Annotated in this window: 22 protein-coding genes; 9 read left to right on the top strand and 13 right to left on the bottom strand. The window is 70.6% G+C overall.

Annotated elements, in window-relative coordinates; all coding sequences use genetic code 11:
* Nucleotide 1: 1 nt before the first annotated feature.
* Nucleotides 2-883, bottom strand: coding sequence for a formyltetrahydrofolate deformylase (purU, locus tag AQJ91_RS14855; protein WP_067020977.1), 882 nt, complete (start codon nt 881-883; stop codon nt 2-4).
* A gap of 46 nt (nt 884-929) precedes the next feature.
* Nucleotides 930-1,430, bottom strand: coding sequence for an SCO4402 family protein (locus AQJ91_RS14850; protein WP_067020974.1), 501 nt, complete (start codon nt 1,428-1,430; stop codon nt 930-932).
* A 117-nt stretch (nt 1,431-1,547) separates the two neighbouring features.
* Between AQJ91_RS14850 and AQJ91_RS14845 the strand changes: the two genes are divergently transcribed.
* On the top strand, nt 1,548-2,858 hold the full coding sequence (locus AQJ91_RS14845; RefSeq protein WP_067020972.1) for an ABC transporter substrate-binding protein: 1,311 nt from the start codon (nt 1,548-1,550) through the stop codon (nt 2,856-2,858).
* 25 nt (nt 2,859-2,883) lie between these two features.
* Here AQJ91_RS14845 and AQJ91_RS14840 read toward each other — a convergent pair whose 3' ends face one another.
* Both AQJ91_RS14840 and AQJ91_RS14835 read right to left on the bottom strand, forming a co-directional pair.
* Complete coding sequence (locus tag AQJ91_RS14840) at nt 2,884-4,782, bottom strand: hypothetical protein (protein WP_407696858.1); 1,899 nt, start codon at nt 4,780-4,782, stop codon at nt 2,884-2,886.
* A gap of 298 nt (nt 4,783-5,080) precedes the next feature.
* The gene (locus AQJ91_RS14835; RefSeq protein WP_067020966.1) at nt 5,081-6,466 is read right to left on the bottom strand and encodes an NsdA family TPR-like regulatory protein; all 1,386 of its coding nucleotides are present in this window, start codon (nt 6,464-6,466) and stop codon (nt 5,081-5,083) included.
* Between the two features lie 307 nt (nt 6,467-6,773).
* On the opposite strand from AQJ91_RS14835, the gene AQJ91_RS14830 reads away from it, so the two are divergent.
* The 3 genes from AQJ91_RS14830 (at nt 6,774) to AQJ91_RS14820 (ending at nt 9,954) form a co-directional block, all read left to right on the top strand.
* The gene (locus AQJ91_RS14830; protein ID WP_067020963.1) at nt 6,774-7,436 is read left to right on the top strand and encodes a bifunctional DNA primase/polymerase; all 663 of its coding nucleotides are present in this window, start codon (nt 6,774-6,776) and stop codon (nt 7,434-7,436) included.
* A gap of 152 nt (nt 7,437-7,588) precedes the next feature.
* Nucleotides 7,589-8,365, top strand: coding sequence for an ABC transporter ATP-binding protein (locus tag AQJ91_RS14825; protein WP_234382261.1), 777 nt, complete (start codon nt 7,589-7,591; stop codon nt 8,363-8,365).
* Nucleotides 8,362-9,954: a transporter gene (locus AQJ91_RS14820; RefSeq protein ID WP_107122442.1), complete on the top strand. Its 1,593-nt coding sequence runs from the start codon at nt 8,362-8,364 to the stop codon at nt 9,952-9,954. Before AQJ91_RS14825 ends, AQJ91_RS14820 begins: the two co-directional genes overlap by 4 nt.
* Nucleotides 9,955-10,088: 134 nt before the next feature.
* Here AQJ91_RS14820 and AQJ91_RS14815 read toward each other — a convergent pair whose 3' ends face one another.
* The gene (locus tag AQJ91_RS14815; RefSeq protein WP_067020958.1) at nt 10,089-11,009 is read right to left on the bottom strand and encodes an alpha/beta fold hydrolase; all 921 of its coding nucleotides are present in this window, start codon (nt 11,007-11,009) and stop codon (nt 10,089-10,091) included.
* 684 nt (nt 11,010-11,693) lie between these two features.
* Nucleotides 11,694-12,386: an iron-dependent transcriptional repressor DtxR gene (locus tag AQJ91_RS14810; RefSeq protein ID WP_067020955.1), complete on the bottom strand. Its 693-nt coding sequence runs from the start codon at nt 12,384-12,386 to the stop codon at nt 11,694-11,696.
* Nucleotides 12,387-12,625: 239 nt separating this feature from the next.
* Here AQJ91_RS14810 and AQJ91_RS14805 point away from each other — a divergent pair, with 239 nt between their 5' ends.
* Complete coding sequence (locus tag AQJ91_RS14805) at nt 12,626-13,381, top strand: SIS domain-containing protein (RefSeq protein ID WP_067020953.1); 756 nt, start codon at nt 12,626-12,628, stop codon at nt 13,379-13,381.
* A gap of 244 nt (nt 13,382-13,625) precedes the next feature.
* Here the strand turns inward: AQJ91_RS14805 and AQJ91_RS14800 are convergent, their stop codons facing one another.
* Both AQJ91_RS14800 and AQJ91_RS14795 read right to left on the bottom strand, forming a co-directional pair.
* Nucleotides 13,626-15,035 (bottom strand): PAS domain-containing protein, encoded by a 1,410-nt coding sequence (locus tag AQJ91_RS14800; protein ID WP_067020950.1) that lies wholly within the window; start codon nt 15,033-15,035, stop codon nt 13,626-13,628.
* A gap of 236 nt (nt 15,036-15,271) precedes the next feature.
* A complete protein-coding gene (locus AQJ91_RS14795; RefSeq protein WP_067020947.1) occupies nt 15,272-15,682 on the bottom strand; it encodes a RidA family protein in 411 nt (136 codons plus the stop codon).
* Between the two features lie 90 nt (nt 15,683-15,772).
* Between AQJ91_RS14795 and AQJ91_RS14790 the strand changes: the two genes are divergently transcribed.
* From AQJ91_RS14790 to AQJ91_RS14780, 3 genes are all read left to right on the top strand, one after another.
* Nucleotides 15,773-16,147: a DUF4240 domain-containing protein gene (locus AQJ91_RS14790; protein WP_067020944.1), complete on the top strand. Its 375-nt coding sequence runs from the start codon at nt 15,773-15,775 to the stop codon at nt 16,145-16,147.
* Nucleotides 16,148-16,493: 346 nt separating this feature from the next.
* Nucleotides 16,494-17,774 carry an RNA-guided endonuclease InsQ/TnpB family protein gene (locus AQJ91_RS14785; RefSeq protein ID WP_067020941.1) on the top strand — a complete coding sequence of 427 codons (1,281 nt, stop codon included), beginning with the start codon at nt 16,494-16,496 and terminating at the stop codon, nt 17,772-17,774.
* A 398-nt stretch (nt 17,775-18,172) separates the two neighbouring features.
* Nucleotides 18,173-18,595, top strand: a complete 423-nt coding sequence (locus tag AQJ91_RS14780; protein WP_199847932.1) for a hypothetical protein — start codon at nt 18,173-18,175, stop codon at nt 18,593-18,595.
* Nucleotides 18,596-18,860: 265 nt separating this feature from the next.
* On the opposite strand, the gene pdxH is transcribed toward AQJ91_RS14780, so the two are convergent.
* A complete protein-coding gene (gene pdxH, locus AQJ91_RS14775; protein WP_067020939.1) occupies nt 18,861-19,529 on the bottom strand; it encodes a pyridoxamine 5'-phosphate oxidase in 669 nt (222 codons plus the stop codon).
* Nucleotides 19,530-19,851: 322 nt separating this feature from the next.
* Here pdxH and AQJ91_RS14770 point away from each other — a divergent pair, with 322 nt between their 5' ends.
* On the top strand, nt 19,852-20,952 hold the full coding sequence (locus tag AQJ91_RS14770; protein WP_067020937.1) for a citrate synthase 2: 1,101 nt from the start codon (nt 19,852-19,854) through the stop codon (nt 20,950-20,952).
* A 46-nt stretch (nt 20,953-20,998) separates the two neighbouring features.
* Here the strand turns inward: AQJ91_RS14770 and AQJ91_RS14765 are convergent, their stop codons facing one another.
* From AQJ91_RS14765 to AQJ91_RS14750, 4 genes are read right to left on the bottom strand one after another with little or no spacing between them, the layout of a single operon-like run.
* The gene (locus tag AQJ91_RS14765) at nt 20,999-21,601 is read right to left on the bottom strand and encodes a TetR/AcrR family transcriptional regulator (RefSeq protein WP_067020935.1); all 603 of its coding nucleotides are present in this window, start codon (nt 21,599-21,601) and stop codon (nt 20,999-21,001) included.
* Nucleotides 21,589-22,323 (bottom strand): enoyl-CoA hydratase family protein, encoded by a 735-nt coding sequence (locus AQJ91_RS14760; RefSeq protein WP_067020932.1) that lies wholly within the window; start codon nt 22,321-22,323, stop codon nt 21,589-21,591. The genes AQJ91_RS14765 and AQJ91_RS14760 overlap by 13 nt, the downstream gene beginning before the upstream one ends.
* Complete coding sequence (locus AQJ91_RS14755) at nt 22,320-23,888, bottom strand: 4-coumarate--CoA ligase family protein (RefSeq protein ID WP_067020929.1); 1,569 nt, start codon at nt 23,886-23,888, stop codon at nt 22,320-22,322. Before AQJ91_RS14755 ends, AQJ91_RS14760 begins: the two co-directional genes overlap by 4 nt.
* A gap of 29 nt (nt 23,889-23,917) precedes the next feature.
* The gene (locus AQJ91_RS14750; RefSeq protein ID WP_067020925.1) at nt 23,918-25,051 is read right to left on the bottom strand and encodes an acyl-CoA dehydrogenase family protein; all 1,134 of its coding nucleotides are present in this window, start codon (nt 25,049-25,051) and stop codon (nt 23,918-23,920) included.
* Nucleotides 25,052-25,088 lie beyond the last annotated feature (37 nt).

Raw genomic sequence — 25,088 nt, 5'->3', positions numbered from 1 at the left:
GCTAAGCGAAAACGACCGTCCGCCGCCCGTTGAGCAGAATCCGACGCTCGGCGTGCCACTTGACCGCCCGAGCCAACGCCTGACACTCCACATCCCGCCCCACAGCCACCAGCTGATCCGGCGTGACGTCATGCCCCACCCGCTCAACCTCCTGCTCGATGATCGGCCCTTCATCAAGGTCGGCGGTCACATAATGCGCCGTCGCCCCGATCAGCTTCACACCCCGGGCATGCGCCTGGTGATACGGCTTCGCACCCTTGAAGCTCGGCAGGAAGGAGTGATGGATGTTGATGATCTGCCCGCTGAGCGCCTTGCACAGATCATCGGAGAGAACCTGCATGTACCGAGCGAGAACGACCAGCTCCACGTCCTCCTCCCGCACGAGCTCCAACAGCCGGGCCTCAGCCTGCGCCTTGTTGTCCTTCGTCACCGGAATGTGGTGGAAGGGGATGTCGTACGAGCCCACGAGCTCGGCGAAGTCGGTGTGGTTCGACACCACCGCCGCGATCTCCACCGGCAGCGCCCCGATCCGCGCCCGGAACAGCAGGTCGTTCAGACAGTGCCCGAACTTGCTGACCATCAGGACGATGCGCATCTTCTCGTCGGCCCGGTTGATCTGCCAGTCCATGTGGAAGGAGTCGCCGATCGCCGCGAAACTGGCCCGCAGCTTGTCCACGGTCACCGGCGCCTCCGCCGAGAAGTGGACGCGCATGAAGAACAGTCCCGTGTCGTGGTCGCCGAACTGCTGGCTGTCCTCGATGTTGCAGCCGGTCATGAAGAGGTAGCTCGACACGGCGTGCACGATGCCCTGCTTGTCGGGGCAGGACAGGGTGAGGACGTACTGGTCGGCGGGGACCACAGGTCGGTCGGACTGCTCATTCATGCAGAACAGGGTCCCATATCCGGTGTCGCGCCGGACTCGCGTCTCGCTAGGCAGACCGCGTCATGATCCGCAGCACCTCGAGCGACCGCGGCTGCGCGTCCGGGTCCTCCCCGTCGCTCACCGTCAGCCGGACGTGCGCGTCCCGGGCCGCCCGTACCGCCTCCGGCCACGCCTGGTGGTCGACGTAGGCGGAGACCGGCGCGTCCGGCCCGACCTGGTGCATGATCCGCAGCACGCGCAGTACGGCGGTGTCGACGAGCGCGGCCTCCTGCGAGTCGCGGAAGATCGTGCCGACGTACTTCTCGGCGGACCAGTTGTCCAGCCAGGTGTCCTCGACCAGGCGGTACACGGCGTCGGTGACGTCCCCGTATCCGTCGACGCCGGCCAGCCAGACGTCCCGCTGGAACACCGGATCGGAGAGCATGTGCAGCGCCGAGCGCACATTGCTGCGCCAGCGCCACCACGGCATGTCGTTTACGGGCATGCCGCCCATGGTGGATGAGCGACGGCCACGACGGGAAGAGTTCTCCGAACCTTGCACGGTCATCGATCGTACGTTCCCCTTCTCGGGAGCCGCACCACCCCCTGCAATTCACCTTTACGTCACCTGGCAATAACCGAGGGTCACGCCAGGGTTAGCGATGTGGCGGAATCGTGCGTGTCCATGACCGGACGGCGACGCCTGCGCAGCATCTTCCTCCCCACGACCACCAACCGGCCCGTAAGAACCCTTGCCCGACGGGCGGGTGCGCTGGTCGCGTGTGCGTCGGTCGCCGTCGGCTGCGGGGTCATCCCCGGTGCCACGGGGGGCTCCGGGGATGCCCCGATCACCGTCATGACCTGGGCTCCGGACGGCACCAAGGCCACCAACAAGCCCGGCATGCCGGCCTTCGCCCAGGCCTACGCCCGCTGGATCAACGCCCAGGGCGGCATCGAGGGCCGCGAGCTGAAGGTCCTCACCTGCAACGACCACAACGACACCGTGGCCGCCGCGAACTGCGCCCGGCGCGCGGTCAAGGAGAACGTCGTCGCGGTCGTCGGCTCCTACAGCCAGTTCAGCGACGCCTTCCTGCCCCCGCTGCAGAGCGCCGGCATCCCGTACATAGGCGGCTACGGCGTCACCAACGGCGAGTTCACCAGCCCGCTCTCCTACCCGGTCAACGGCGGCCAGCCCGTCCTGCTGGCCGGCCTCGGCAAGGAGCTCGCCGCGAGCTGCGGCCCCCTCGTCCTGGTCCGCCCCGACAGCATCGCCGGCGACGAACTGCCGCCCCTGATCGACTCCGGCCTCACGACCGGCCGGCACGCACTCGCCGACGACCAGCTGGCCGCCGAGGACGCCACCGAGTACTCGGACCAGTCGGTGCGGGCCCTGGAGTACGCGACCACCGACCCGGACGAGAAGGGCTGCGTGGTGCCCGCCCTGGGGGACCGGACCAGCACCTTCATGGACTCCTTCCGGCGCGCCCGCGACAACTACCCCGAGGTGCGCACCGCCACCGTGCTCGGCAGCGTCGACCAGACGGTGATCAACGCGTCCGGCGGGGCGTCGGGGCCGTACGAGGGGTCGTACATCACCGGCTGGTACCCGGTGACGTCCGACGCCCGCTGGAACGAGATGAAGAAGGTGATCAGCGAGCAGGCCTTCAGCGACAACCGCATCGACGCGTCGGACGCCGGAGTGCAGACCACCTGGATCGCCTACACCGTCTTCAAGGCCGTCGTCGAGTCGCTGGGCGGGGGCGAGGTGTCCTCCGACACGGTACGGCGGTCCCTGAACCGCGGCCTCAAGATCTCCACGGGCGGGCTCACACCGACGCTCGAGTGGAAGTTCCAGGACACCCTCGCGTCCGTCGGCTTCCCGCGCCTGGCCAACGCCGACGTGACCCTCCAGGTCGTCCGGCAGGGCCGGCTGGTGGCCGCCCGCAAGGGCTTCATCGACGTGACGAAGACCCTGCAGAACGCCGAGGTGAGCTGAGCTAGGGGGTGTCCGGCGTCGCCGCCTACAGCTGGGTCGGCTGGCGCTCGGTCAGGCCGTACGTCCCGGCGATCGAGTTCCAGAGCTGCGCGGCCGTCCTCTTCTGCGTGGTCGCGGTGCCGCTCTCCCGGTTGCCCGCCTGGGTCTGCCCGGTGACACGGGCCTGCCCGCCCTTGCACAGGTTCTTCCTGTTGCCGGCCACCTGGTCCGCCCACGCCGCGTAGTGGTTGTCCGCGGCCGCCGACGCCTGCCACGCCTTGGTGAGCGCGGCGGTCAGCTCGGCGTTGTTCGGCAGCTTGTCCACCGACAGGGCCTTCAGGTCGGTGACCAGCTGGTTGCGCTGCTTGGCCGCGTCCCGCAGGTCGGTGGCCGCCTGGGCGAGGTTCTTGCAGGACTTCACACTGGCCACCGCGTTGATCACGGCGGTACGGCTGTCGCCGCTGTCGGCGAGCAGCTTGTCCAGGGCGATCGCCTGCTGCTCGGCCGGGTCGGCGGCCGGCGGGCCGGATTCCGTCGCCGGGGCCGTCGCGGACACGGGCTGGTTCTTGTCGTCCTGGTCGTCCCCGCCACCGGCGAGCAGCGCGCCCGCACCGACACCGAGGACGGCGATACCGACGCCGACCGCCGCGATGACCGGCAGCCGCGAGCCGGTACGGCCACCCCGGCGGCCGCCGTCGACGTCGTCCTGATCGCCGGGCGGGAAGTACGCCGACGGCGCGGAATGCCGGACCTGCGGCTGCGGCTGCTGGAAGCGGGGCATCTGCTGGGTGGCGGCGGCCGGGCTCTCGCCGCCCGGCTCGCTGCGGAAGAGGTTGTCGAACTCGGCCGGCGGCTGCCGGTCCTGGCCCCCGCCCGGCCGCATGCCGTACGGCTGATCGGCGACGGGCGCGATGTACTGCGTGGCCTCGGCATCGGGCCCCGAGACGGGCGGCAACGGCCCCGCCCCGCCCTGCCCGGCATGCCGCACCTCGGGCGGCAGCGCCCCCGGCCCGACCGGCGGGATGAACTGCGTCGCCCCCTCGTCCGCGGCGACGGGCGGAATGTACCGCGTGGCCGCGTCGTCCACCGCCCCGGCGGAAACCGGCGGCAGGAACTGGGTGGCCCCCTCATCGCCGGCGGGCGGCAACGCCGCCCCGAAGCCACCGGCACCGGTGTGCGGCCCGGGCGCGCCCGCGTTGCCGTGCACGGCGGGGGGCAGGGGGGCGCCCGCGCCGGGAGTGCCGTACCCGGGGGAGCCGTACGAGTCGCCGCCCGCGGGAGGGACGGGTGCGCTCGGAGCGCCGTAGGTGTCCCGGCCCGCGTGAGGCGGGGACGCGTCCTGGCCGGAGGAGCCATACGCGTCGCGCCCCGCAGGCGGCAAGGACGCGCTCGGAGCACCGTACGCATCACGGGGCGCGCCCTGGCCGGCCGCGGCATAACCGTCGCTGCCCGCCGGAGGGAGGGGCGCGCTCGGAGCGCCGTAGGTGTCGCGGCCCGCGTGAGGCGAGGGCGTGTCCTGGCCGGAGGAGTTCTGGCCGGGAGATCCGTACGCGTCGCCACCCGCAGGCGGCAGCGGCGCCGACTGCGCCCCGTCCTGCCCGTACGACGGCTGTGGGGAACCCCCGCCGTATGACGACCCGCCGTACGACGGACCCGACCCCTCCGGCGGCAACGGCCGGCCCTGCTCGCCCCCGGCCTGCTGCGGCGCGTTGTCCCAAGGGGCGGGCGCGGGCGGCTGATACGGCTGCTCGGGGGCGCCCCAGGGCTGGCCGGACCGACCGGGCGGAGTGCCCCAGCCCGGCTGGGCAGGCGGTGAGGGCGGGTTCTGCTGCTGGTCGGGGCCCCAGGGTGTGCCCCAGGACTGACCGCCGGGCGGCGGTGCCGCCGGGGCCGGGGGCGGTATCTGCGGCCCTGTCGGCTGTTGACCGCCACGCCCGCCCGTCATACCCGGCAGCAGCGGCTCACCACCGTCGGAGGGCAGCACGATGCCTTCGTGCGCATGCCGCGCCGAGGGCTCCTCGCCCTGTCCACTCTGCGTCACCGGGACTCCTACGAATGGGGGACCTTCGGAATCGTCGGTTCACGCTACCGGGTCCCACGATCCGGGTGCTACGCAGCTCAGGACATGACGTACGTCCCTGTGACCGCCGTAACAGCACCAGGCCCCCATCCGCTACACGCGCCCTCCCTTCCCCACCGGAACCTCCGTTTCCCCGCCGTTCACGCCCTTGTGGCCCGGGGTTTCAGGCCGCCGCCTGGAGGTCCAGCCGCGCCCCGAACTCCCTGACCACGGGCTCGTCCCGGAACGGCTCCAACCGCTGCTGGAAGTCGTCCAGATAATCGGCGCCCCGGTTCGAGCGCAGCGTCTCCAGCAGTTCCACGGCCTTCAGCCCTGTATGACAGGCCTGTTCGATCTCGCGCTGCTGCACCTGCGCAGTGGCCAACAGCACAAGGCCGATCGCCCGCCGCCGCGCCTTCGTCTCCGGGAGCCCCGCCAGTGATTCCTCCGCGCGCCGCGCCGCCGCCTCGGCCTGTCCGAGGTCGCGGTGGCAGTGCGCCAACTCGTCGGCGAGATAGGCCTCGTCGAAGTGCGCGATCCACGCCGGGTCGTCCCCGGAGTCCGGATCAGCCGCCTCCAGTGCGTGCACCGCCCGCCCGGAGGCGGCCTGCGCCCCCCGCGCATCGCCCATCAGCGCATGTCCGCGCGCCTCCGCCGCGTAGAACATCGCCTCCGCACGCGGTGTCACGCGCCCACGCGCCCCCTCCTGCGCCGCGCGCGCCAACTGCGCGATCTCCCGCGGGTTCCCGAGCTGCGCGGCGAGATGGCTCATGGAGGCGGCGAGGACGTACCCGCCGTACCCTCGGTCGCCCGCCGCCTGCGCGAGCCGCAGCGCCTGGATGTAGTACCGCTGGGCGAGCCCGGGCTGCCCGGTGTCGATGGCCATGTAGCCCGCGAGCTCGGTCAACCGCGCGACCGCGGCGAACAGTTCACGCCCGACGGCCTCCCGGTACGACCCGGCCAGCAGCCCCGACACGACACTGTTCAGGTAGTGCACGACGACCGGACGCACATGCCCGCTGCCGTACTGGTGATCAAGGTCTACGAGCGCCTGTGTCATCGCCTGCACGGCCGCGACGTCGGACTGCCCCACCCGGGGCCCCGCCTGCCGCGACACCTGCGAGTCGGGCGACGAGATCAGCCAGTCGCGGCTCGGCTCGACGAGTGCGGACGCGGCGACGGACGAACCGGACAGGAAGTCCCGGCGGCCCACGTCACTGCGCCACAGCTCACACACCTGCTCGATGGCCCCCAGTACCGTCGGCGAGAACTGGAGACCGACGCCCGACGCGAGGTTCTTGCCGTTGGCCATCCCGATCTCGTCGATCGTGACCGTACGGCCCAGCTTGCGGCCGAGCGCCTCCGCGATGATCGCCGGCGCTCGTCCCCGCGGCTGCTGTCCGCGCAGCCAACGGGCCACGGACGTCTTGTCGTAGCGCAGATCGAGGCCGTGCTCCGCGCCGCACATGTTGACCCGGCGGGCCAGCCCGGCGTTCGAGCAACCCGCTTCCTGAATGAGCGCCTGCAGCCGTTCGTTCGGCTGCCGCGCGACGAGAGGCCTTGCGGCCATGGCGTACCCCCTGTGGCTGCGGTGCCTGCCCACGCACCGAGTTGACTTGTCTTCCACCGAAAAGATCCGGCCGTGAAGATCAATGCCCCGCGAACATGCCCAAAATGCACGTCATGTGAGGCCTGCTGAGGATTGCCGGGGTAAAGGCGGAAGCCGACCCCACTCTGGGCTACCCACCTCAGACCACGGATCCTCCTGCGCGCCCCCACACATGCATCCATGCGCCCCAGATGAGGAATCGATGCTCCTCCCCCGCGCGCAGGCCCTGTCGTCGGACTGGCCGTAACCCGAGGTGGGTGCGGGAGTTGTGTTCATCGTGGAAGAGACGATCGCGGGCACCGAAGCCGCTCAGATTCCGAAGCAGCGCGGGGAATCGCTGCTGGAAACCGCCGTTCGCTATGCCGAGGAACGCCACTGGGACGTGTTCCCCGGCACCTGGCTGGAAGCCGTCGACGGGGTGCAGCACTGCTCCTGCGACGACGTCGCGTGCGCCGCGCCCGGCGCACATCCGGCGCGGCAGGACTGGGCGACGCAGGCCACGGGCAGTGCGACCGTTGCGCGTCGGATGTGGCTGAAGCAGCCGAGTGCGTCGATCCTGTTGCCGACGGGGCGTACGTTCGACTCCATTTCCGTCCCGGAGACGGCCGGGTTTCTCGCGCTGGCCCGGATGGAGCGGATGGAGCTGACGCTCGGGCCGGTGACGTTGACGCCGGATCGTCGGATGCACTTCTTCGTGTTGCCGGGCGCCGCTGTGAAGGTGCCGGATCTGGTGCGCAATCTGGGGTGGTCGCCGGCGTCGCTCGATCTGGTCGCGCTGGGTGAGGGGTCGTATGTCGCGGGGCCGCCCACCCGGTACGGGTCCCGGGGGGCCGTGCAGTGGGCCTGCCGGCCTACGCCCGCGAATCGGTGGCTGCCGGATGCGGAGGAGCTGATCTCGCCGCTCGCCTATGCGTGTGGTCGGGATCGGTAGCCTGCGCCTTCTGTCCTGCCTGGTTCTGTTGATCGGCGGCTGCCGGCTGTTCGTGGCTCGTCGCGCCCACGCGGCGGAGCCGCATATCAGACGCAGTCCCGCGCCCCTGGGGGGTTGTCCCACCGTAGGGTTCGTTCCTGACGGAGGGAGTCTTGGTGGGTGTCAGTGCCGTACGGGTGCGTGGGCTCTGGAAGCGGTTTGGGCAGCAGGTCGCTGTTGCCGGGATTGATCTGGAGCTGCCCGCGGGGAAGTTCATCGGGCTCGTCGGGCCGAACGGGGCCGGGAAGACCACCACGTTGTCGATGGTGACCGGGCTGCTCAGGCCCGATCAGGGGTCCGTCGAGGTCGTCGGGCACGACGTGTGGCGGGACCCGGTCGAGGTCAAGGCGCGGATCGGGGTGCTGCCGGAGGGGCTCAGGCTCTTCGAGCGGCTCTCCGGGCGGGAACTGCTCGCCTACTCGGGGCGGCTGCGCGGGCTGCCCGGCGCCGAGGTCGACAAGCGGGCCACCCAACTGCTCGACGTGCTCGACCTGGCCGGCGCCCAGCACAAGCTCGTCGTCGACTACTCGACCGGCATGCGCAAGAAGATCGGGCTCGCGGCCGCTCTCCTCCACAACCCCGAAGTCCTCTTCCTCGACGAGCCGTTCGAGGGCGTCGACCCAGTGTCCGCCCAGACCATCCGAGGCGTGCTGGAGCGGTACACCGCCTCCGGCGCCACCGTCGTCTTCTCCTCCCACGTCATGGAGCTCGTCGAGTCGCTGTGCGACTGGGTGGCGGTGATGGCCGCCGGGCGGATCCGGGCGCACGGTCCGCTCGCCGAAGTGCGCGGCGACGCGCCCTCGTTGCAGCAGGCCTTCCTCGAACTCGTCGGCGCCAACGGGCGCGACGCCGGGGCCGACCTGGACTGGCTGGGCGGCGGGGCGCGATGAGCACGGACGTCACCGGTGTCGTCGTACAGCTGAAGCTGTCGCTGCTGCGGAACGGGCTGCGGCAGTCCGCCGGGCGGCGCGCCGCCTACATCGCCTCGGCCGTCTGCGTGCTCCTCGTCGCCGTGCTGCAACTGCTCGGCCTGATCGCCCTGCGCGGCAACGCGCACGCCGCCTCCGTCGTCGTCCTGCTGGTCGCCGTGCTGGCGCTGGGGTGGGCGGTGATGCCGCTGTTCTTCCCCGGCGGGGACGAGACCCTCGATCCGACGCGGCTGGTGATGCTGCCGCTGCGGCCCCGGCTGCTGGTGCGGGCGCTGCTCGCGGCCTCACTGGTGGGGATAGGGCCGCTGTTCACGCTGTGCCTGCTCGTGGGGTCGGTGATCGCGGTCGCGCGGGGCGGGGCGGCGTACGCCGTGGGTGTCGTCGCCGTCGTGCTCGGGCTGCTGGTGTGCGTGGCGTTCGCGCGGACCGTCGCCGCCGCCAACGTCCGGCTGCTGACCAGCCGCAAGGGCCGCGATCTGGCGGTGCTGAGCGGGCTGGTCATCGCGGTCGGGGCGCAGGTCGTCAACTTCGGGGCGCAGCGGCTCGGTTCGTCAGGGCTCTCACAGCTCGATCCGGCCGCTGACGTGCTGCGCTGGGTGCCGCCCGCCTCGGCCGTCGGGGCGGTGGATTCGGTGAGCGACGGTGCGTACGGAGCGGCCGTCGTCCAACTCGCCCTGACCTGCGGGGCGCTGGTGGCGCTGATCGGCGTGTGGTCGCGGCACCTGACCCGGCTGATGACCTCCCCCGACGGATCCACCCTCCAGGCCGCCACCGAGACCGCCGTACGACGGCGCACCTCGACCGGCCTCGCCCGCCTGCTGCCCGCCGGGCGGACCGGAACGGTCATGGAACGCAGCCTGCGCTATGTGTGGCGTGACCCGAAGACCAAGGCGGCGTGGGTGACCTCGCTGGCGATCGGCCTGATCGTGCCCCTGTTCAACGCCCTGCAGGGCACCGGGTCGATCTACTTCGCCTGTTTCGCCGCCGGGATGCTCGGCGTGCAGATGTACAACCAGTTCGGGCAGGACACGTCCGCGTTCTGGATGGTCGCGATGACGATCTCGTCCACCCGGGACGCCTACGTCGAACTCCGCGCGCGGGCCCTGGCACTCCTGCTGATCACCCTCCCCTACGCCACCCTCGTGACCGTCCTGACGACAGCACTCCTCGGCGCGTGGGCCAAGCTCCCCGAGGTGCTGGGGCTTTCCTTCGCACTGCTGGGCGCGATGCTGGCGACCGGCGCGTGGACGTCGGCCCGCTTCCCGTACTCCATCCCGCAGGAGGGCTACAAGAACGTGGCCCCTGGCCAGAGCGGCCTCGCCTTCATGGCGATCTTCGGCGGAATGGTGGGCGGCAGCCTGCTCTGCGCCCCCGTCATCGCCGCGACGATCTGGCTGAACGTCAGCGAGGGCGGGGAGGACTGGACCTGGCTGCTCCTACCGGCGGGCGCGGCCTACGGGGCGGCGATCACCCTGCTGGGCCTACGGCTGGCCGCCCCACGCACGGCGGGGCGGCTACCGGAAATCCTGACGGCGGTAAGCAAGGGCTGACGGGGCCTGCAACACCGAGAAAGGGGCGCGGGGCTGTGTCTGATATGCGGCTCCGCCGCGTGGGCGCGACAAGCCACAGACAACCCGCACCCGCCATCTCAACCCCAACCAGGCAGACGAGATGGCGCCCGGCATCACCCAGTCAGGCACGCGTCCAGAAACGGCTCGATGGCCCCCCGCCAAGCCTCCGGCTGGTCATAGTGCACAAGATGCCCGGCGTCAGCCACCTCCGCATACTCCCCCCGAGGCAACACCCGCACCATCTCCTGCGCCTCGGCACGCCCCAGCTCACCATCGAGCCCACGAACCACCAGCGCGGGGCACTGAACCTGCGCCAGTTCCTCCCAGTGCGCGTCGTACACCCACGTCTCCCGGGACTTGAGCATCTGGTCGGGTTCGAAGACCGGCCGCCAGCCGTCCGGTGACTCGGCCATCACCTCGGCGTAGAACTCACCCCGGGCCGGATTCGGCCGCTCCACCCACGGATCGTCCTCCCCGAACCACTTCCGTACGTCGGCGAGCGTGGCGAAGGGGACGGGCCAGGCCTTGAACCAGTCGGCCCACTCCCGCTGCGAGGCCGCGCCCAGCGCCGACGCCCGCATGTCGCAGATGATCAGCCCGCGGACCAGGTCGGGCCGCTTGGCGGCGAGCTGCCAGGCGGTCAGCGCGCCCATCGCGTGGCCGATGAGGACGGCCGGGGCGAGGCCCAGTTGTTCGAGGGCGGCTTCGGCGTCCTCGACGTATGCCTCGCGGGTGAAGGCGGCCTGCGGTGGCTTGTCGCTGCGGCCGTGGCCGCGCTGGTCGAGCGCGACGGCGCGGTGCCGCTCGGAGAGCCAGCGGGCGGTGGACGCCCAGTGCGAGGCACGGCCCATCAGACCGTGCAGTAACAGGACGCCCGGCGTCCGTTCGTGATCGGCGGTGGGCGGGCCGGACTGGTCCGGTGATCCGGGCTGTGCGGGGACGAGCTTCGCCGGGTCGGACTTGGGAGGGTCGCCGAACTCCCAGGCCGCAAGGCGTACGCCGCCCGTCCCGGTTACGTCGATGCGCCGCGCCATTGGTCCTGGCACCCCCCTAGCTCCGCTCGGACCGCTCGCTCCCGCTCGAGCCGGCCGGTCCTGTGAACCGCGTCCTGCTTGCCGTGCGTGCTGTGCTTGCCGCCACTCGCGCTCACGCGAGTGCCGCGTGCTGCGCATGGTGCGCGTTCTGTGTCTGCTCCGTGTGTCCCGCGTGATCGTATGTGCACATCCTTGCAGCGCACATCCCGCGTGACCCGTCACTCGCAGACTATCGAATGGCTATTCGAAAATGCCGTTTCCGTAGGCAACACCCCTCATTTGAGTGACCTCCCTCAAGGATTGGCGGCCGCCGCTGAGGGGAGATCTTCAACGGGAGGCGGACCGCTCGGGGAAACCGGTCCGAGGGGAATGACCCTGAGAGCTCGGGGCTCCGGGTCAGCACAGGGGAGGACAGGCCCCGGCGCCACATGGCGCCGGGGCCCTCCTCACGTCCACGGCACATCCTTCCCGCCCCCTCCCCGGCCGGGCGACATCGCTGTCGTACCGCGGCCAAGAGCCCTCAGGTCATATGCCTCACGCGACAGCCTCGCACGCGAAGCGCCCGTGCGCTGCGATTCGGAGCACTGAATCTTGGATTCGACGAGATCGACGGGCTGACACAACTACCGCCCCTGTCCCGGGAGTTACAGCGTCCGAGTGCGGGGCGAACGTCCGGCCGGGGACTCAGCGCTTGGCGACGAACACGTGCGAGGCGACGTCCGCCTCCAACTCGGCCGCCTCGCCGCCGCTGCCCACCAGCACACCGCCAGCCGACTCGGTCACGCTCACCACGGAGCCCGGCTGCACGCCCGCCCGCCGCAGCGTGTACATCAGCTGCGCGTCGGTCTGGATCGGCTCGCCGATCCGCCGGACGACGACCGTCTTGCCCTCCAGGCCAGGGTCGAGGTCGGCCAGCGACACCATGCCCTCGTCCAGGAACGGATCGGCGCCGTCCTTCTCGCCGAGCTCCTCCAGACCCGGGATCGGGTTGCCGTACGGCGACTCGGTGGGGTGCCGGAGCAGCTCGAGAACGCGGCGCTCCACGGCCTCGCTCATCACATGCTCCCAGCGGCACGCCTCAGCGTGCACCTGCTCCCACTCCAGGCCGATCACGTCGACGAGCAGGCACTCCGCGAGCCGGTGCTTGCGCATCACGCGCGTGGCGAGCCGACGGCCCTCGTCCGTCAGCTCCAGGTGGCGGTCACTGGCGACGGACACCAGTCCGTCGCGCTCCATCCGCGCCACGGTCTGGCTGACCGTCGGCCCGCTCTGGTCGAGCCGCTCGGCGATCCGGGCGCGCATGGGGACCACACCTTCCTCCTCCAGCTCGAGGATGGTGCGGAGATACATCTCCGTGGTGTCGATCAGTCCGGACATACGTGCCCCTTGATGAGATGTGCCGGAAGCACGACAGCTTCGCGGCGCGTGCGCTGGCCCTGGATTCAATTCTGACGCATACCACTGACAACCGTGCCGCGCCGGTGAAACCAAGCGGTTACGTGAAGGCTCCCCGGAGCGGCCGACGGCGCCCGCACGCCCGTATTGACACCGCACTGGTCCAGACCGCACCGTGATCCGCGACACACCATACCGACGGCCACACCGAAGGGGCCCGTATGAGCGACAGCACACCGGCCGGACAGTTCTTCGACGCCGCGATCGGTCTGCTGCAACGGGTCCGGGACGAGGAGGCCGAACACATCGAGGCGGCCGGCACGCTGCTCGCCGACACCGTCGTGAACGGCGGCCGCCTCTTCGCCTTCGGCGCCGGACACTCCTCGCTCGCCGCGCAGGACCTCGTCTACCGCGCCGGCGGACTCGCCCTGATGAACCTGCTCGCCGTGCCCGGTGCCGTCGGCGTCGACGTCATGCCGGCCACCCTCGGCTCCGCCCTGGAGCGCGTCGACGGCCTCGCGAGCGCCGTCCTGGACTCCTCGCCCCTCCGCGCGGGCGACGCCCTGGTGATCATCTCCCTCTCCGGCCGCAACGCCCTGCCCGTGGAGATGGCCCTGCACGCCCGCGCCCTGGGTGTACGGGTCATCGGCGTGACCTCGGTGGCGTACGCCTCGGAGACGACGTCCCGCCACACCTCCGGCACCTACCTGAAGGACCACTGCGACCTCGTCCTCGACTCGAAGATCGCGATCGGCGACGCGGAACTCACCCTCGACACCATCCCGGCCCCCTTCGCCCCGGCGTCCACGGTCGTCACCAGCGCCCTGCTCCAGGCGGTCATGGCCACGGCAGCAGCCTCCTTGGCCAACCGCGGCATCGAGCCCCCACTCCTGCGCTCCGGCAACGTCGATGGCGGGCATGAGTGGAACGGGCGGGTGTTCGAGGAGTACGGGGACCGGATCTTCTATCGGCGGTAGGCAGCCGGGCGAGCGCACACTCGTGTCCGCCGAGCCGCAGGCAGGCGGCAGGCGGCAGGCGGCAGGCGGCAGGCGGCAGCATCCGCCAAGCCGCGGGCAACCGCGTCCGTCAGGCTGCGGGCAGTCGTGCCGCTGGGGCGGCACCCGTCCCAAAGAGAGGCGGCACCCCGCTAGCGCCGGGCTGCGCGACCCACCCCCACCCAGCCACCCGCCGGGCACCGGGCACCGGGCACCCCAGCCTCGCCTACCCCGACCGCCCCACAACCCCCGCCAAATCCAGCGCCATCGCGATCCGGACGGCCACATCCTCCGCGTACACCGCGTCCGAACGCTCGAACGCACTCCGCCCCGCACCCCGCAGAAACGTCACGACCCCCAACGTCCGCCCCCGACTCCGCAGCACCGCGCACAACGCATGCACCGAGTCCTCCGGCCACTGCCGGGCAACCGCCCACTCCCGCGCCTTCTCCGCCGCCACGGCCCCCACACTGGCCCGCACCGCCCCGATCCGCGCCACACACTGCAATGCCGGATGCCCCTCCCCGTACCGCACCGGCAGCCCGGCCTCACCACCGAGCAGACTCGGCCCGGGCACCCCGGAGGGCGTCGCGGCGACCCGCACCAGCCGTACCGGCCCCGCGGCGTCCGCGTCGGACACCGCCCCGCCCGCCACCCGGTCGATCAGCGCATGGTCGGCGAACCCGGCCAGCGCGAAGTCCAGATGCACGGTCGCCGCCTCCGCCGGGTCCTCGCACTCCGCCGCCGCCCGGGCCGCCCGGTGCAGCTGGTTCGTCCGGAACCGCAGCAGCGACGCCTCCTGCTCACCCTGCTTGGCCCCGGTCACGTCCTGGAAGAGCCAGCCCACACCCAACGGCACCGGCTCCTCCGCAAGCGGCGAGGCCAGCCGTACGAACCCACACCGCCAGCACCGCCGCCGGTCACCCTCAGGCGTCCGCACGGTCACCCAGATCTCGGCCGGCGCGGGCGGCGCACCCTCGGCCAGCACATGCGCGAGCGCGCTCTCGAGCTCCTCGACACCCTGGGCGAGCAACTCCCCCAACGGCCGCCCCAGGACGGACGTACGCCCGATACCCAGCGCCCGGGCGGCATGCGCATTGACCACCGCCGGCCGCAGATCCGCGTCGACCAGCACCACACCCCACGACGCGTCCTCGAACAACGCCTCGCTCAGCGCGATCGACCGCTCCAGATCGATCTGCGCGTGCACCTCACTGAACGCGCAGTACAGGCCCGCCGGCTTGCCGTCCGGCCCGCGCACGGCCGCCGACTGCGTCCGCACGAGCACCCGCCCGCCGTCCTTGGTGAGCAGCGCGAACTCGTACACCTGACGCCCCGGAGCGTGCATGGCGGACAGCAGCCGCCCCTCGACCTCCTCGGCGTCCGCACTCCGCACGGCCCACCCCGCGAACCCCCGCCGCCCCACGGCCTCGGCCGCGGTCCACCCCAGGATCCGCTCCGCCTCACGGTTCCAATGGGTCACGACCCCGTCCGCGTCGAAGGCACACAGAGCCGCGTCCATCCCGTCCAGCAGCGCGGCCAGCAGATCCGAACCGACCGAGCCCTCCGGACCGTCCCGCTCGGGCTCGTCCGGCCCCAGCTCGTCGGTGGTCCCACTACGCCGGGAAGCACTCACCTGGACCCCCTGCCAAGCTGCGTCCGCACCTACGGCGCGTCGGTTCGCTCACTCATCCCTCATCTAACTGGAACGTGACGCAGCGCACACCGAGTTCCCCCAAGATTGAAGGAATCGTTGTACGCCGGAAATCCGCCCTACTCCGTTCCCGCGGCCGCCGGCCGCAACGTCAGCCACACCTCATTGTCGCCTCCGACGCCACATACCGCTCGACCTCCACGAACCGCAGCCCGCCCTCAGACCGGAGCCCCGCTCCCCCGCCGCGCGTACACCTCGATCTCGATCTTCATACGAGGATCCGCGAGCCCGCACACCATCATCGTCGCCGCCGGCCGCACCGCACCGAACGCCCGCCGCAGCACCGGCCAGCACGGCTCGAAGTCCGCCCGCTCCGGCAGCAGATACCGCACCCGCACCACATCCGCGAACGAACACCCCGCCTCCGCCAGCGCGGCCCCCACATTCCGCAGACACTGCTCGGCCTGCTCCGCCACGTCATCGGAGATCGTCATGGCCGCGTAGTCGAACCCGGTCGTCCCCGACACATGCACCCAGTCCCCGTCGACCACGGCACGCGCGTACCCGATCTCCTCCTCAAAGGTCGACCCACTGAGAATCACCCGCCGCCCCACCTGCTGCTCCGCCATGCGCGAAACGGTAGGTGGCCGACACAGGTACGTCTACGGAGATCACCCGCACCCCACCACCGTCAGACCCTGCTGCCACAGTTCCGTCCCATGAACACGGACGAGTTCTGGCACGTCATCGACACCGCACGCTCCCACACCACGACCGACCACCCCTTCGACGAGGCCCTGGTCGACCTACTGACCCGCCGCTCCACGCAGGACATCCTGGCGTACGAGGAGCGCTTCGACGCACTGCACGACGCCCTCCACCGCTGGGACGTGTGGGCCGCCGCCTACCTCATCGGCGGCGGCTGCTCCGACGACAGCTTCATGGACTTCCGCGCCGGTCTGATCGCCCAGGGACGCAAGTGGTACGAGCGGGCGGCCACCGCGCCCGACAGCCTCGCCGACCATCCCGAGGTCGTCCGGGATGCGCTTCACCTCCCCTGTAGACGGGGGAGCACTGCGCAAGATCGGAGGTAGAAGAGGGCACGGTCGTCGAGGTCGGCCGCCGCTGTGAACTGCTCTGACCCGCCTGTTCGCATGGGGCCGCACTGTTGGCGCACGGTCCGGCGAAGTGCGAGCCGGAGCAGAAGTGGCGGCCCCACAGGTACCGGCGCGCGTGCGTGTCGTGCTCCTTGCGCAGCGGCCGGGCGGAGGTGCCCTTGAGGGAGTTGACCGGCTTGGAGGGCTGGACCCCCAGCGGACAGGGGTTACCGCGTCGGGTGGCCGGTGTCGGGCTGCCGTACCACCGGGGCCAGTTGGGTGACCTTTGAGGCTCTCGCTCGTTCTTGTGGGTGTCGGGCGAATCTTCGAAGGGGGGCATTTTGTGAGTCAAGGCACCTTGGTCAAGCGGCAGTTCGGGCACCGTGCCCGGCTTGCACTGTCGCCTGCCGAGGTGTTGAAGGCCGATGCCCAGGCACACGCGGCCCGCACGATGTGGAATCTGCTGCACGCCTGGTGGCAGATGATGCCGAAGGACAAGCGGACTCTCGCGAACGCGGACGCCGCGATCCGCCAGGCCCGCAAGGACCTCGAATTCCTCGCCCTCCTCCCCGCGCAGGCCGCCCAGGCCGTGCTGAAGACGTATGTCCAGGCGTGGCGTAACTGCTGGGACGGCAGAGCGGATGCCCCGAACTACAAGGGCCGGTTCCGGTCCGTGATGAGCGTGGACATTCCGCAGGGCCGGGACCTGAACATCAAGCGTGTGCACCGCCGCTGGGGCATGGTCAATCTGCCCAGGATTGGCCGCGTGAAGTTCCGGTGGACCAAAGACCTGCCCGTGGGCAAGCGTGCCGGCACCGAGAACCGGATCACCGGAGCCCGGCTGGTCAAGGACGCCCTTGGCTGGCACATCGCTTTCCGCGTGATGACCCAAGAGGCCAGGCCCGAGGCTCACCAGGGCCCCGAGGTCGGGATCGACGTGGGCGTGAGCGTGCCTCTCGCCCTGTCCGACGGCGGGAGCTTCGAGCACGGCGCGTGGCTGACCGAGAAGGAACAGGCCAAGCTCCTGCACCTGGAGCAGCGCGCCGCCCAGCGCAAACAGCGCCGAAAGCCGGGCGAGCGCACCAGCCGCCGCCTGCGCCGCACCTATGACCAGATCGCCCGGCTCCGAGCGAAAGCCAAGCGACGGGCCGCCGACTGGCAGCACCAGACGACCACCACCATCGCCCGTGCCTACGGCACGGTGGTGGTCGAAGCACTCACCATCACGAACATGGTCAAGTCGGCTCGGGGAACCGCCGAAGAGCCGGGGAAGAACGTCGCCCAGAAGGCCGGGCTGAATCGCTCCATCGCCGCCGAGGCGTGGGGCCGCACGGTCACGATGCTGGCGTACAAGACCGCCCGGCACGGAGGCACCCTCGTCAAGGTCCCCGCTCCCGGCACCTCCCGGCGCTGCTCGGCGTGCGGATGCACCACGCCTGCCAGCCGAGAGTCCCAGACCGTGTTCGTGTGCAAGAACCCGGACTGCGGCTGGTCGGGCAACGCCGACCACAACGCGGCCCGGAACATCTTGCATCTGTACCGGATCGGCCTCGTGGCGATCCCGGCTGCCGGGAGGGCAGTCGTCAGGCGCGCTCGTTGCGTCAAGCCCGCCACCGCAAGGTAGGCGGGAATCTCCTTCCTGAGCTTGCCAAGGGAGGAGAACACTTCAAGAAGAGGTGAACTACTCCGCGCGCGGCCGAGGCCTACGAACGCCTCACCGGGTGCGGAGAGGACAGCTTCTACGATGCCTGGAAGCAGTGGGAGGCCGCTCACCCGGACCCCGACCCCGCCGGTCCCGACATGGGCGAGGACTTCGACTTCGACGACGCGGGTTAGATGCGGCGGCGGCTGCCGCGGCTGGCCGGGCTGTTCCTCTCGGACAGCGCTTAGCAGCGCGACCAGTCACGCGTTCGATGAATTGAGGATGAACGCGACCCGATGGCAGCTCACGGAGGCCCTGGGTAACCTCGGCAAGCCCGTACAGCCTGGTCGGGCGACCGTACGAAGTGGAACCGCAGTGCCATGGGGCTGGAGAAGACGCACACGTTGGACGCGCTGTCCGTCGGACGTCTGGATCACGAGAACGGCGACGCCATCGTGCGGCTTCCCGGGCAGGTGCTCGTCGTCAAAGCCACCGGACGCGGCTCGTACGCCCGCACCACTCCGGACCGGTTCGGGTTCCCCCGGCTGCGCCGAGTTCGTACCAAGCAGCACTTCGGATACGCCACCGGGGATCTCGTACGGGCCAATATGCCGACCGGCAAGTGGGCGGGCACATGGACCGGTCGTATCTCGGTTCGAGCCAACGGGCAGCACAGCCTCACCACACCGGCAGGACGGTTCAACGTCCGCCACCGGAATCTTCAGCTCCTGCAGCGGGGCGACGGATACGGGTACATCTTCCGGCCGGAATCCGCTCCGTCAAAACCCCAGAAAATCGGTTGATCGGTGCCCGATCACTTCCTAGGGTGGCTGTTACTTCGGAAGGAGGTGGTTCGGCAGATGTATGCATACCGGACGGAAGAGGTGGCTGCGGGCTAACGGCCCGGCACCCCACCCAGTGCGGTGCCGGACCAGCGTGCGCAAGATACACGCAGCCGGCCCAAACCAACGCAGTCACCCGACCCGCGAGCTCGCCGGTACGTCCGGCCGGCTCCTCCGCCGTCAGGCGGAGGGACCCGAGCTCGCGGGTCGTCTGCGTTTCAGGGGATTACGGACTGAGCCGCTCCACCCGCCAGCTTCCGTCCGGCTCCTCGACGTACCGCAGTCGGTCGTGCAGTCGGTTCTCCCGGCCCTGCCAGAACTCCACCATCTGGGGTGCCACCCGGAAGCCGCCCCAGTGTGGTGGCACCGGTACCTGTTCGCCCTCGGGGTAGCGGGCGGCGAGTTCGGTGTACGAGGCGTCCAGGTCGGCGCGGGTGGCGATCACCGAGGACTGGGCGCTGGCCCAGGCGCCGAGCTGGGAGCCGCGTGGGCGGGTGCGGAAGTACGCGGCGGTCTCGTCGCGGCCGGTGCGGCGGGCGATGCCCGTGACGATGACCTGGCGGGCCATCGGGTGCCAGGGGAAGAGGAGGGAGACGTACGGGTTCTCGGAGAGGTCGCGGGCCTTGCGGGAGTCGTAGTTGGTGTAGAAGACGAAGCCCTGTTCGCTGAAGTGTTTCAGTAGCACCGTGCGTGAGCTGGGGTGGCCCTCTGCGTCCGCCGTGGAGACGATCATGGCGTTCGGCTCGAAGAGGTGGGCCTCCGTCGCGGCCTGCTTGAACCAGCGCGCGAACTGCGCCACGGGCGTGGCGGCCAGGTCGTTCTCGGCGAGGCCCTCGGCCCGGTACTGCTTGCGCATCGCGGCGGGGTCGAGGGGGACGGCGTCTCGGTCGGTCACTCGGTCATCTTGCCGTATGCGCGGGCGGCGTTCAGCGCGGTGTCGTTCATCACTGAGTGGCACTCAGTGCCGCGAGGTCTCCCCAAAGGTGGCACTCGGAGATATCGTGCTGTTGCCGTTCCGGTTGGGTGACCGCCGGCCGCACGGGGCATCAGAGGGGTACCGCCCAGGACCGCGAGTCCTCGGAGGCCGAGCCGTAGGCCGGTTCCGCGACCGTGGATCCCCGGGGCGCGCATCTCGTTCCCGCCGTCCGACACCTGGTCGTCCCGCTCTCAAGGTCCCCACCACCCCATCTGTCGTACACATCACGAGGAGCCGCCTGATGTCCGACTTCGTACCCGGACTCGAAGGAGTCGTCGCGTTCGAGACGGAGATCGCCGAACCGGACAAGGAGGGCGGCGCCCTGCGGTACCGGGGCGTCGACATCGAGGACCTGGTCGGTCATGTCTCGTTCGGCAATGTCTGGGGGCTGCTGGTCGACGGCGCCTTCAATCCCGGTCTGCCGCCCGCCGAGCCGTTCCCGATCCCGGTGCACTCCGGTGACATCCGGGTGGACGTGCAGTCCGCGCTCGCCATGCTGGCGCCGGTGTGGGGTCTCAAACCCCTCCTCGACATCGACGGCGAGCAGGCGCGTGCGGACCTGGCGCGGGCCGCCGTCATGGCGTTGTCGTACGTCGCCCAGTCCGCGCGCGGGCAGGGGCTGCCCATGGTTCCGCAGCGGGAGATCGACAAGGCGCAGTCCGTCGTCGAGCGCTTCATGATCCGCTGGCGGGGTGAGCCCGACCCGAAGCATGTGGCCGCCGTCGACGCCTACTGGACGTCGGCCGCCGAGCACGGCATGAACGCGTCCACGTTCACGGCCCGCGTCATCGCCTCCACGGGCGCGGACGTGGCGGCGGCGCTCTCCGGTGCCGTGGGGGCCATGTCCGGGCCGCTGCACGGGGGCGCGCCCTCCCGGGTCCTCGGCATGATCGAGGAGATCGAGCGGACGGGCGACGCGGAGGCGTACGTGAGGCAGGCCCTGGACAAGGGTGAGCGTCTGATGGGCTTCGGTCACCGGGTGTACCGCGCGGAGGACCCACGCGCGCGTGTGCTGCGCCGTACCGCCCGCGAGCTGGGGGCCCCGCGTTTCGGGGTGGCCGAGGCGCTGGAGAAGGCGGCTCTGGCGGAGCTCCACAGCCGTCGCCCGGACCGTGTGCTGGCGACGAACGTGGAGTTCTGGGCGGCCATCGTCCTGGACTTCGCCGAGGTGCCGGCGCACATGTTCACGTCGATGTTCACGTGTGCCCGTACGGCGGGCTGGTCGGCGCACATCCTGGAGCAGAAGCGCACCGGCCGTCTCGTCCGTCCGTCGGCGCGTTATGTCGGCCCGGGTTCGCGGGACCCGAGGGAGATCGAGGGGTACGCGGACATCGCGCGCTAGCGGGCTGCCGGGCCGGTCATCACGTGGGCCGCCCCGGACGCCGTCCTCAGCCGAGCGCCTCGTCCAGCAGCTTCGCCCACTGTGCGACGACCCGTTCGCGGCGGCCGGCGTCGTCCGTGAGGAGGTTGGCGAGGCCGAGGCCGCGGGCCATGTCCAGGAGGCCCTGGACGGTTTCGCGGGCGCCGGGTGTGGTTTCGTCCGCGCCGAGGAGGTCCACGGCGATGCGGTGGGTCTCGCGGCCTACGTGGGCCTCGAGTTCGGTGACGCGTGGGCGTAGTTGTTCCTCGTTGGAGGCGGCGACCCAGAGGTGGAGGGCGGCGCGGAACAGGGGGCCGGTGTAGAGGTCGACGAGGGCTGTCACGACGGCCCGGCGGTCCTGCGCCGGGCCTTCGGGGAACAGGGCGCGCAGTGCGGTGGAGCGTTCCTCGGCGACGTATTCGACGGCGGCCGTGAAGAGGTCCTCGCGGGTCGGGAAGTGGTGTTGGGCGGCGCCTCGGGAGACGCCGGCGCGTTCGGCGACGACGGAGACCGTGGAGCCGGCCCAGCCGTGTGCTGCGAGGCAGGCCACGGCGGCTTCCAGGAGCCGTTGCCGGGTGGCCCGGCTGCGGTCCTGTTTGGGGACGCGGTCGACTGTGGTCACACCACCCATGCGGGATCCCGTCGTTCTAGGAAGGCCGTCATTCCCTCGCGTGCCGGTGCGGAGGAGAACAGCCGGGCCGAGAGCGCGGTGAGGTCGGCCGCGTCCCGGTCGAAGGTTTCCAGCACCCTAGCTGTGAGCAGTGCCTTCGTTTCCGCCAGGCCCTGGGGGGATGCCCGGCGCAGGCCGTCCAGGAGGGGGGTCAGTGCCTCGTCGACGTCGTCGGCCGTGGTCGTCAGGAGGCCGATGCGGGTGGCCTCGGTGGCGTCGAAGGTCTCGCCGGTGAGGTAGTAGCGGGCCAGGGCGCGGGGGTCGGTGCGGGGCAGCAGGGGGAGGGAGATGACGGCGGGGGCGACTCCGATGCGTACCTCTGTGAAGGCGAAGGTGGCCCGGGGTGATGCCGCCGACATGTCGCATGCCGCCAGGAGGCCGAGGCCGCCCGCGCGTGCGTGGCCGGTCACCCGTGCCAGTACCGGTTTGGGCAGTTCGACGATCTGGCGGAGGAGGCCCACGAGTGCGGCGGGGGGTGGTGGCTCGCGCAGGTCGGCGCCCGCGCAGAAGGTGTTGCCGGTGTGGGTGAGGACGATCGCGCGTACGTCGGTGTTCTTGGCGCAGTCCGTCAGCGCGTCGGCGAGTTCGGCCACCAGGGGTGCCGAGAGGGCGTTGCGGTTGTGTGGGGAGTCGAGGGTGAGGGTCTCGACGGCACGCGCGCGTGTACGGTCGATCAACGTCACGATCGCCCCCTCAGTTCCCGGCGCAGGATCTTGCCGGACGCCGCTCTCGGTACGGCGTCGATGAAGGTGACCTGGCGGACGCGTTTGTAGGGGGCGACGCGTTCGGCGACGTACATCATGACCTCTCCTTCGGAGAGGTCGGTGGCGGACGGCTGGCGGACCACGTAGGCGTGCGGGACTTCGTTGCCGTCGTCGTTGTAGACGCCGATGACTGCCGTGTCGGCGATGCCGGGGTGGGTGAGGAGGAGGGCCTCCAGTTCGGCGGGGGCCACTTGGAAGCCCTTGTACTTGATGAGCTCCTTGACCCGGTCCACGACGAACAGCCAGCCGTCGGCGTCCGCGTGGCCGACGTCGCCGGTGTGCAGCCAGCCGTCGGGGTCGATCATCGCGGCGGTGGCGTCGGGGCGGCCCAGGTAGCCCTTCATGATCTGGGGGCCGCGGATGAGGATCTCGCCGGCCTCGCCGACGCCGAGGTCCTTGTCGGGGTCGTCGAGGGAGACGATGCGCATCTCGGTGCCGGCGATGAGCTTGCCGACGGTGCCGGCGGGGGCGTCGTGCATGGCGTCCACGGGGACGACGTGGGTGCCCGGTGACAGTTCCGTCATGCCGTAGGCCTGGCCGACGGGCGGTAGGCCGAGGCGCTCGGAGCAGGCGGCGGCGAGCTTGGCGTCCAGGGGGGCGGCGGCGCTGGTTATGTACTTCAGGGACGACAGGTCGTACTGCGCGACCAGCGGGTGTTTGGCGAGGGCCAGGACGATCGGCGGGGCGACGTAGAGGCCGGTGATGCGGTGGTTCTGGATGGCGGCGAGGAAGGTCTCCAGGTCGAAGCGGGGCAGGACAACGACGGTGGCGCCCTGGCGCAGGGGTGCGTTCATGAGGGCTGTCAGGCCGTAGATGTGGAAGAACGGCAGGACGGCGAGGATGCGGTCGCCGGGTCCTGCCGGCATGACGGGTTCGAGCTGGGCGAGGTTGGTGGCGATCTGGCGGTGCGTGAGCATCACGCCCTTGGGGGTGCCCGTCGTTCCCGACGAGTACGGGAGGGCCGCCACGTCCGCCACGGGGTCGATGGTGACCTGCGGTTCGGGGGCGGCCGAGGCCAGCATGTCGATGAGTGACCGGTGGCCGGGAGCGCTGTCGCAGACGAAGATCTCCTCCACCCCGCCGGCGAGTTCGGCGGCCCGGCGTGCCGCCTCCAGCAGCGGTGAGACGGTGACGATCCAGCGGGCCGCCGAGTCCTTGAGCTGCTTGGCGAACTCCTCCGGCGTGGCGAGCGGGTGCACGGTGGTGACGGTGGCCCCCGCGCGCGTGGCGGCGTAGAAGGCGATCGGGAAGGCGACCGTGTTGGGGCTGTGCAGGGCGAGGACGTCGCCCTTGCGGACGCCCGCTTCGGCGAGGGCTGCGGCGACCGTCCGGTGGAAGCGGTCCACCTGGTCGTAGGTGAGGGTGGTGCCGTCCGTGCCGTCGATGAGGGCGGGCGCGTCACCGAACTCGGCGGCCCGGCCCAGCACCGCCTCGTGGATGGGGAGTTCTACGGGTGGGACGTCTGCGTACTCGCTGCGGAACATGGTTCCTCCTCGCGCCACACGGTGCCGGATCAGTACGACTTGGGCAGGCCCAGGGTCTGGTGGGAGACGTAGTTGAGAATCATCTCCCGGCTCACCGGAGCAATACGGGACACGCGTGCGGCGGTTATCAACGAGGCGAGCCCGAACTCGCGCGTGAGGCCGTTGCCGCCGAGGGTGTGCACGGCCTGGTCCACGGCCCTCACGCAGGCCTCTCCCGCCGCGTACTTGGCCATGTTGGCGGCCTCGCCCGCGCCCTCGTCGTCGCCCTCGTCGTACAGGTATGCCGCCTTCTGCATCATCAGGCGGGCCAGTTCGAGGTCGATGTGCGCCTGGGCGAGGGGGTGTGCGATGGCCTGGTGGGCGCCGATGGGGGTGTTCCATACGGTGCGGTCGCGGGCGTACGTGATCGCTTGCGCGAGTGCGTAGCGTCCCATGCCGATCGCGAACGCGGCCGTCATGATGCGCTCGGGGTTGAGGCCGGCGAAGAGCTGGAGGAGGCCGGCGTCCTCGTCGCCCACGAGGGCGTCGGCGGGGAGGCGTACGTCGTCGAGTGTCAGCTCGAACTGCTTCTCCACGGCCTGGAGTTCCATGTCGATCTGGCGGCGGGTGAAGCCCTCGGCGTCCCTTGGGACGATGAACAGGCAGGGCTTGAGGCGGCCGGTGCGGGCGTCTTCTGTGCGGCCGACTATGAGGGTGACGTCGGCTGTGTCCACGCCGGAGATGAAGACCTTGCGGCCGGTGAGGAGCCAGTCGGTGCCGTCTTTGCGGGCGGTTGTCGTGATGCGGTGGCTGTTGGAGCCGGCGTCGGGTTCGGTGATGCCGAAGGCCATGGTGCGGGTGCCGTCGGCGAGGGCGGGGAGCCAGTGCTGTTTTTGGGCTTCTGTGCCGAAGCGGGCGATAACTGTGCCGCAGATGGCGGGGGAGACGACCATCATCAGTAGGGGGCAGCCTGCGGCGCCGAGTTCTTCCAGGACGATGGAGAGTTCGGCTATGCCGCCTCCTCCGCCTCCGTATTGCTCTGGGAGGTTGACGCCTAGATAGCCGAGTTTGGCTGCTTCGGTCCAGAGTGCTTCTCGGTCGTAGTTGCGGCCGTGGCGCTTTCCGAGGGCTGCTACTGCGGATCGTAGGGCCTTGTGTTCTTCGGATTCTGTGGTGGGGGGCATGGGGCTCCTTCCGGGTGCGGGTCGGATGTGGCTGGTC

The organism is Streptomyces dysideae, from assembly GCF_001514305.1.
GTDB classification, from domain to species: domain Bacteria; phylum Actinomycetota; class Actinomycetes; order Streptomycetales; family Streptomycetaceae; genus Streptomyces; species Streptomyces dysideae.
Note: the sequence above shows the minus strand (reverse complement) of the source record. Positions and strands in the feature narration are given on the sequence as shown.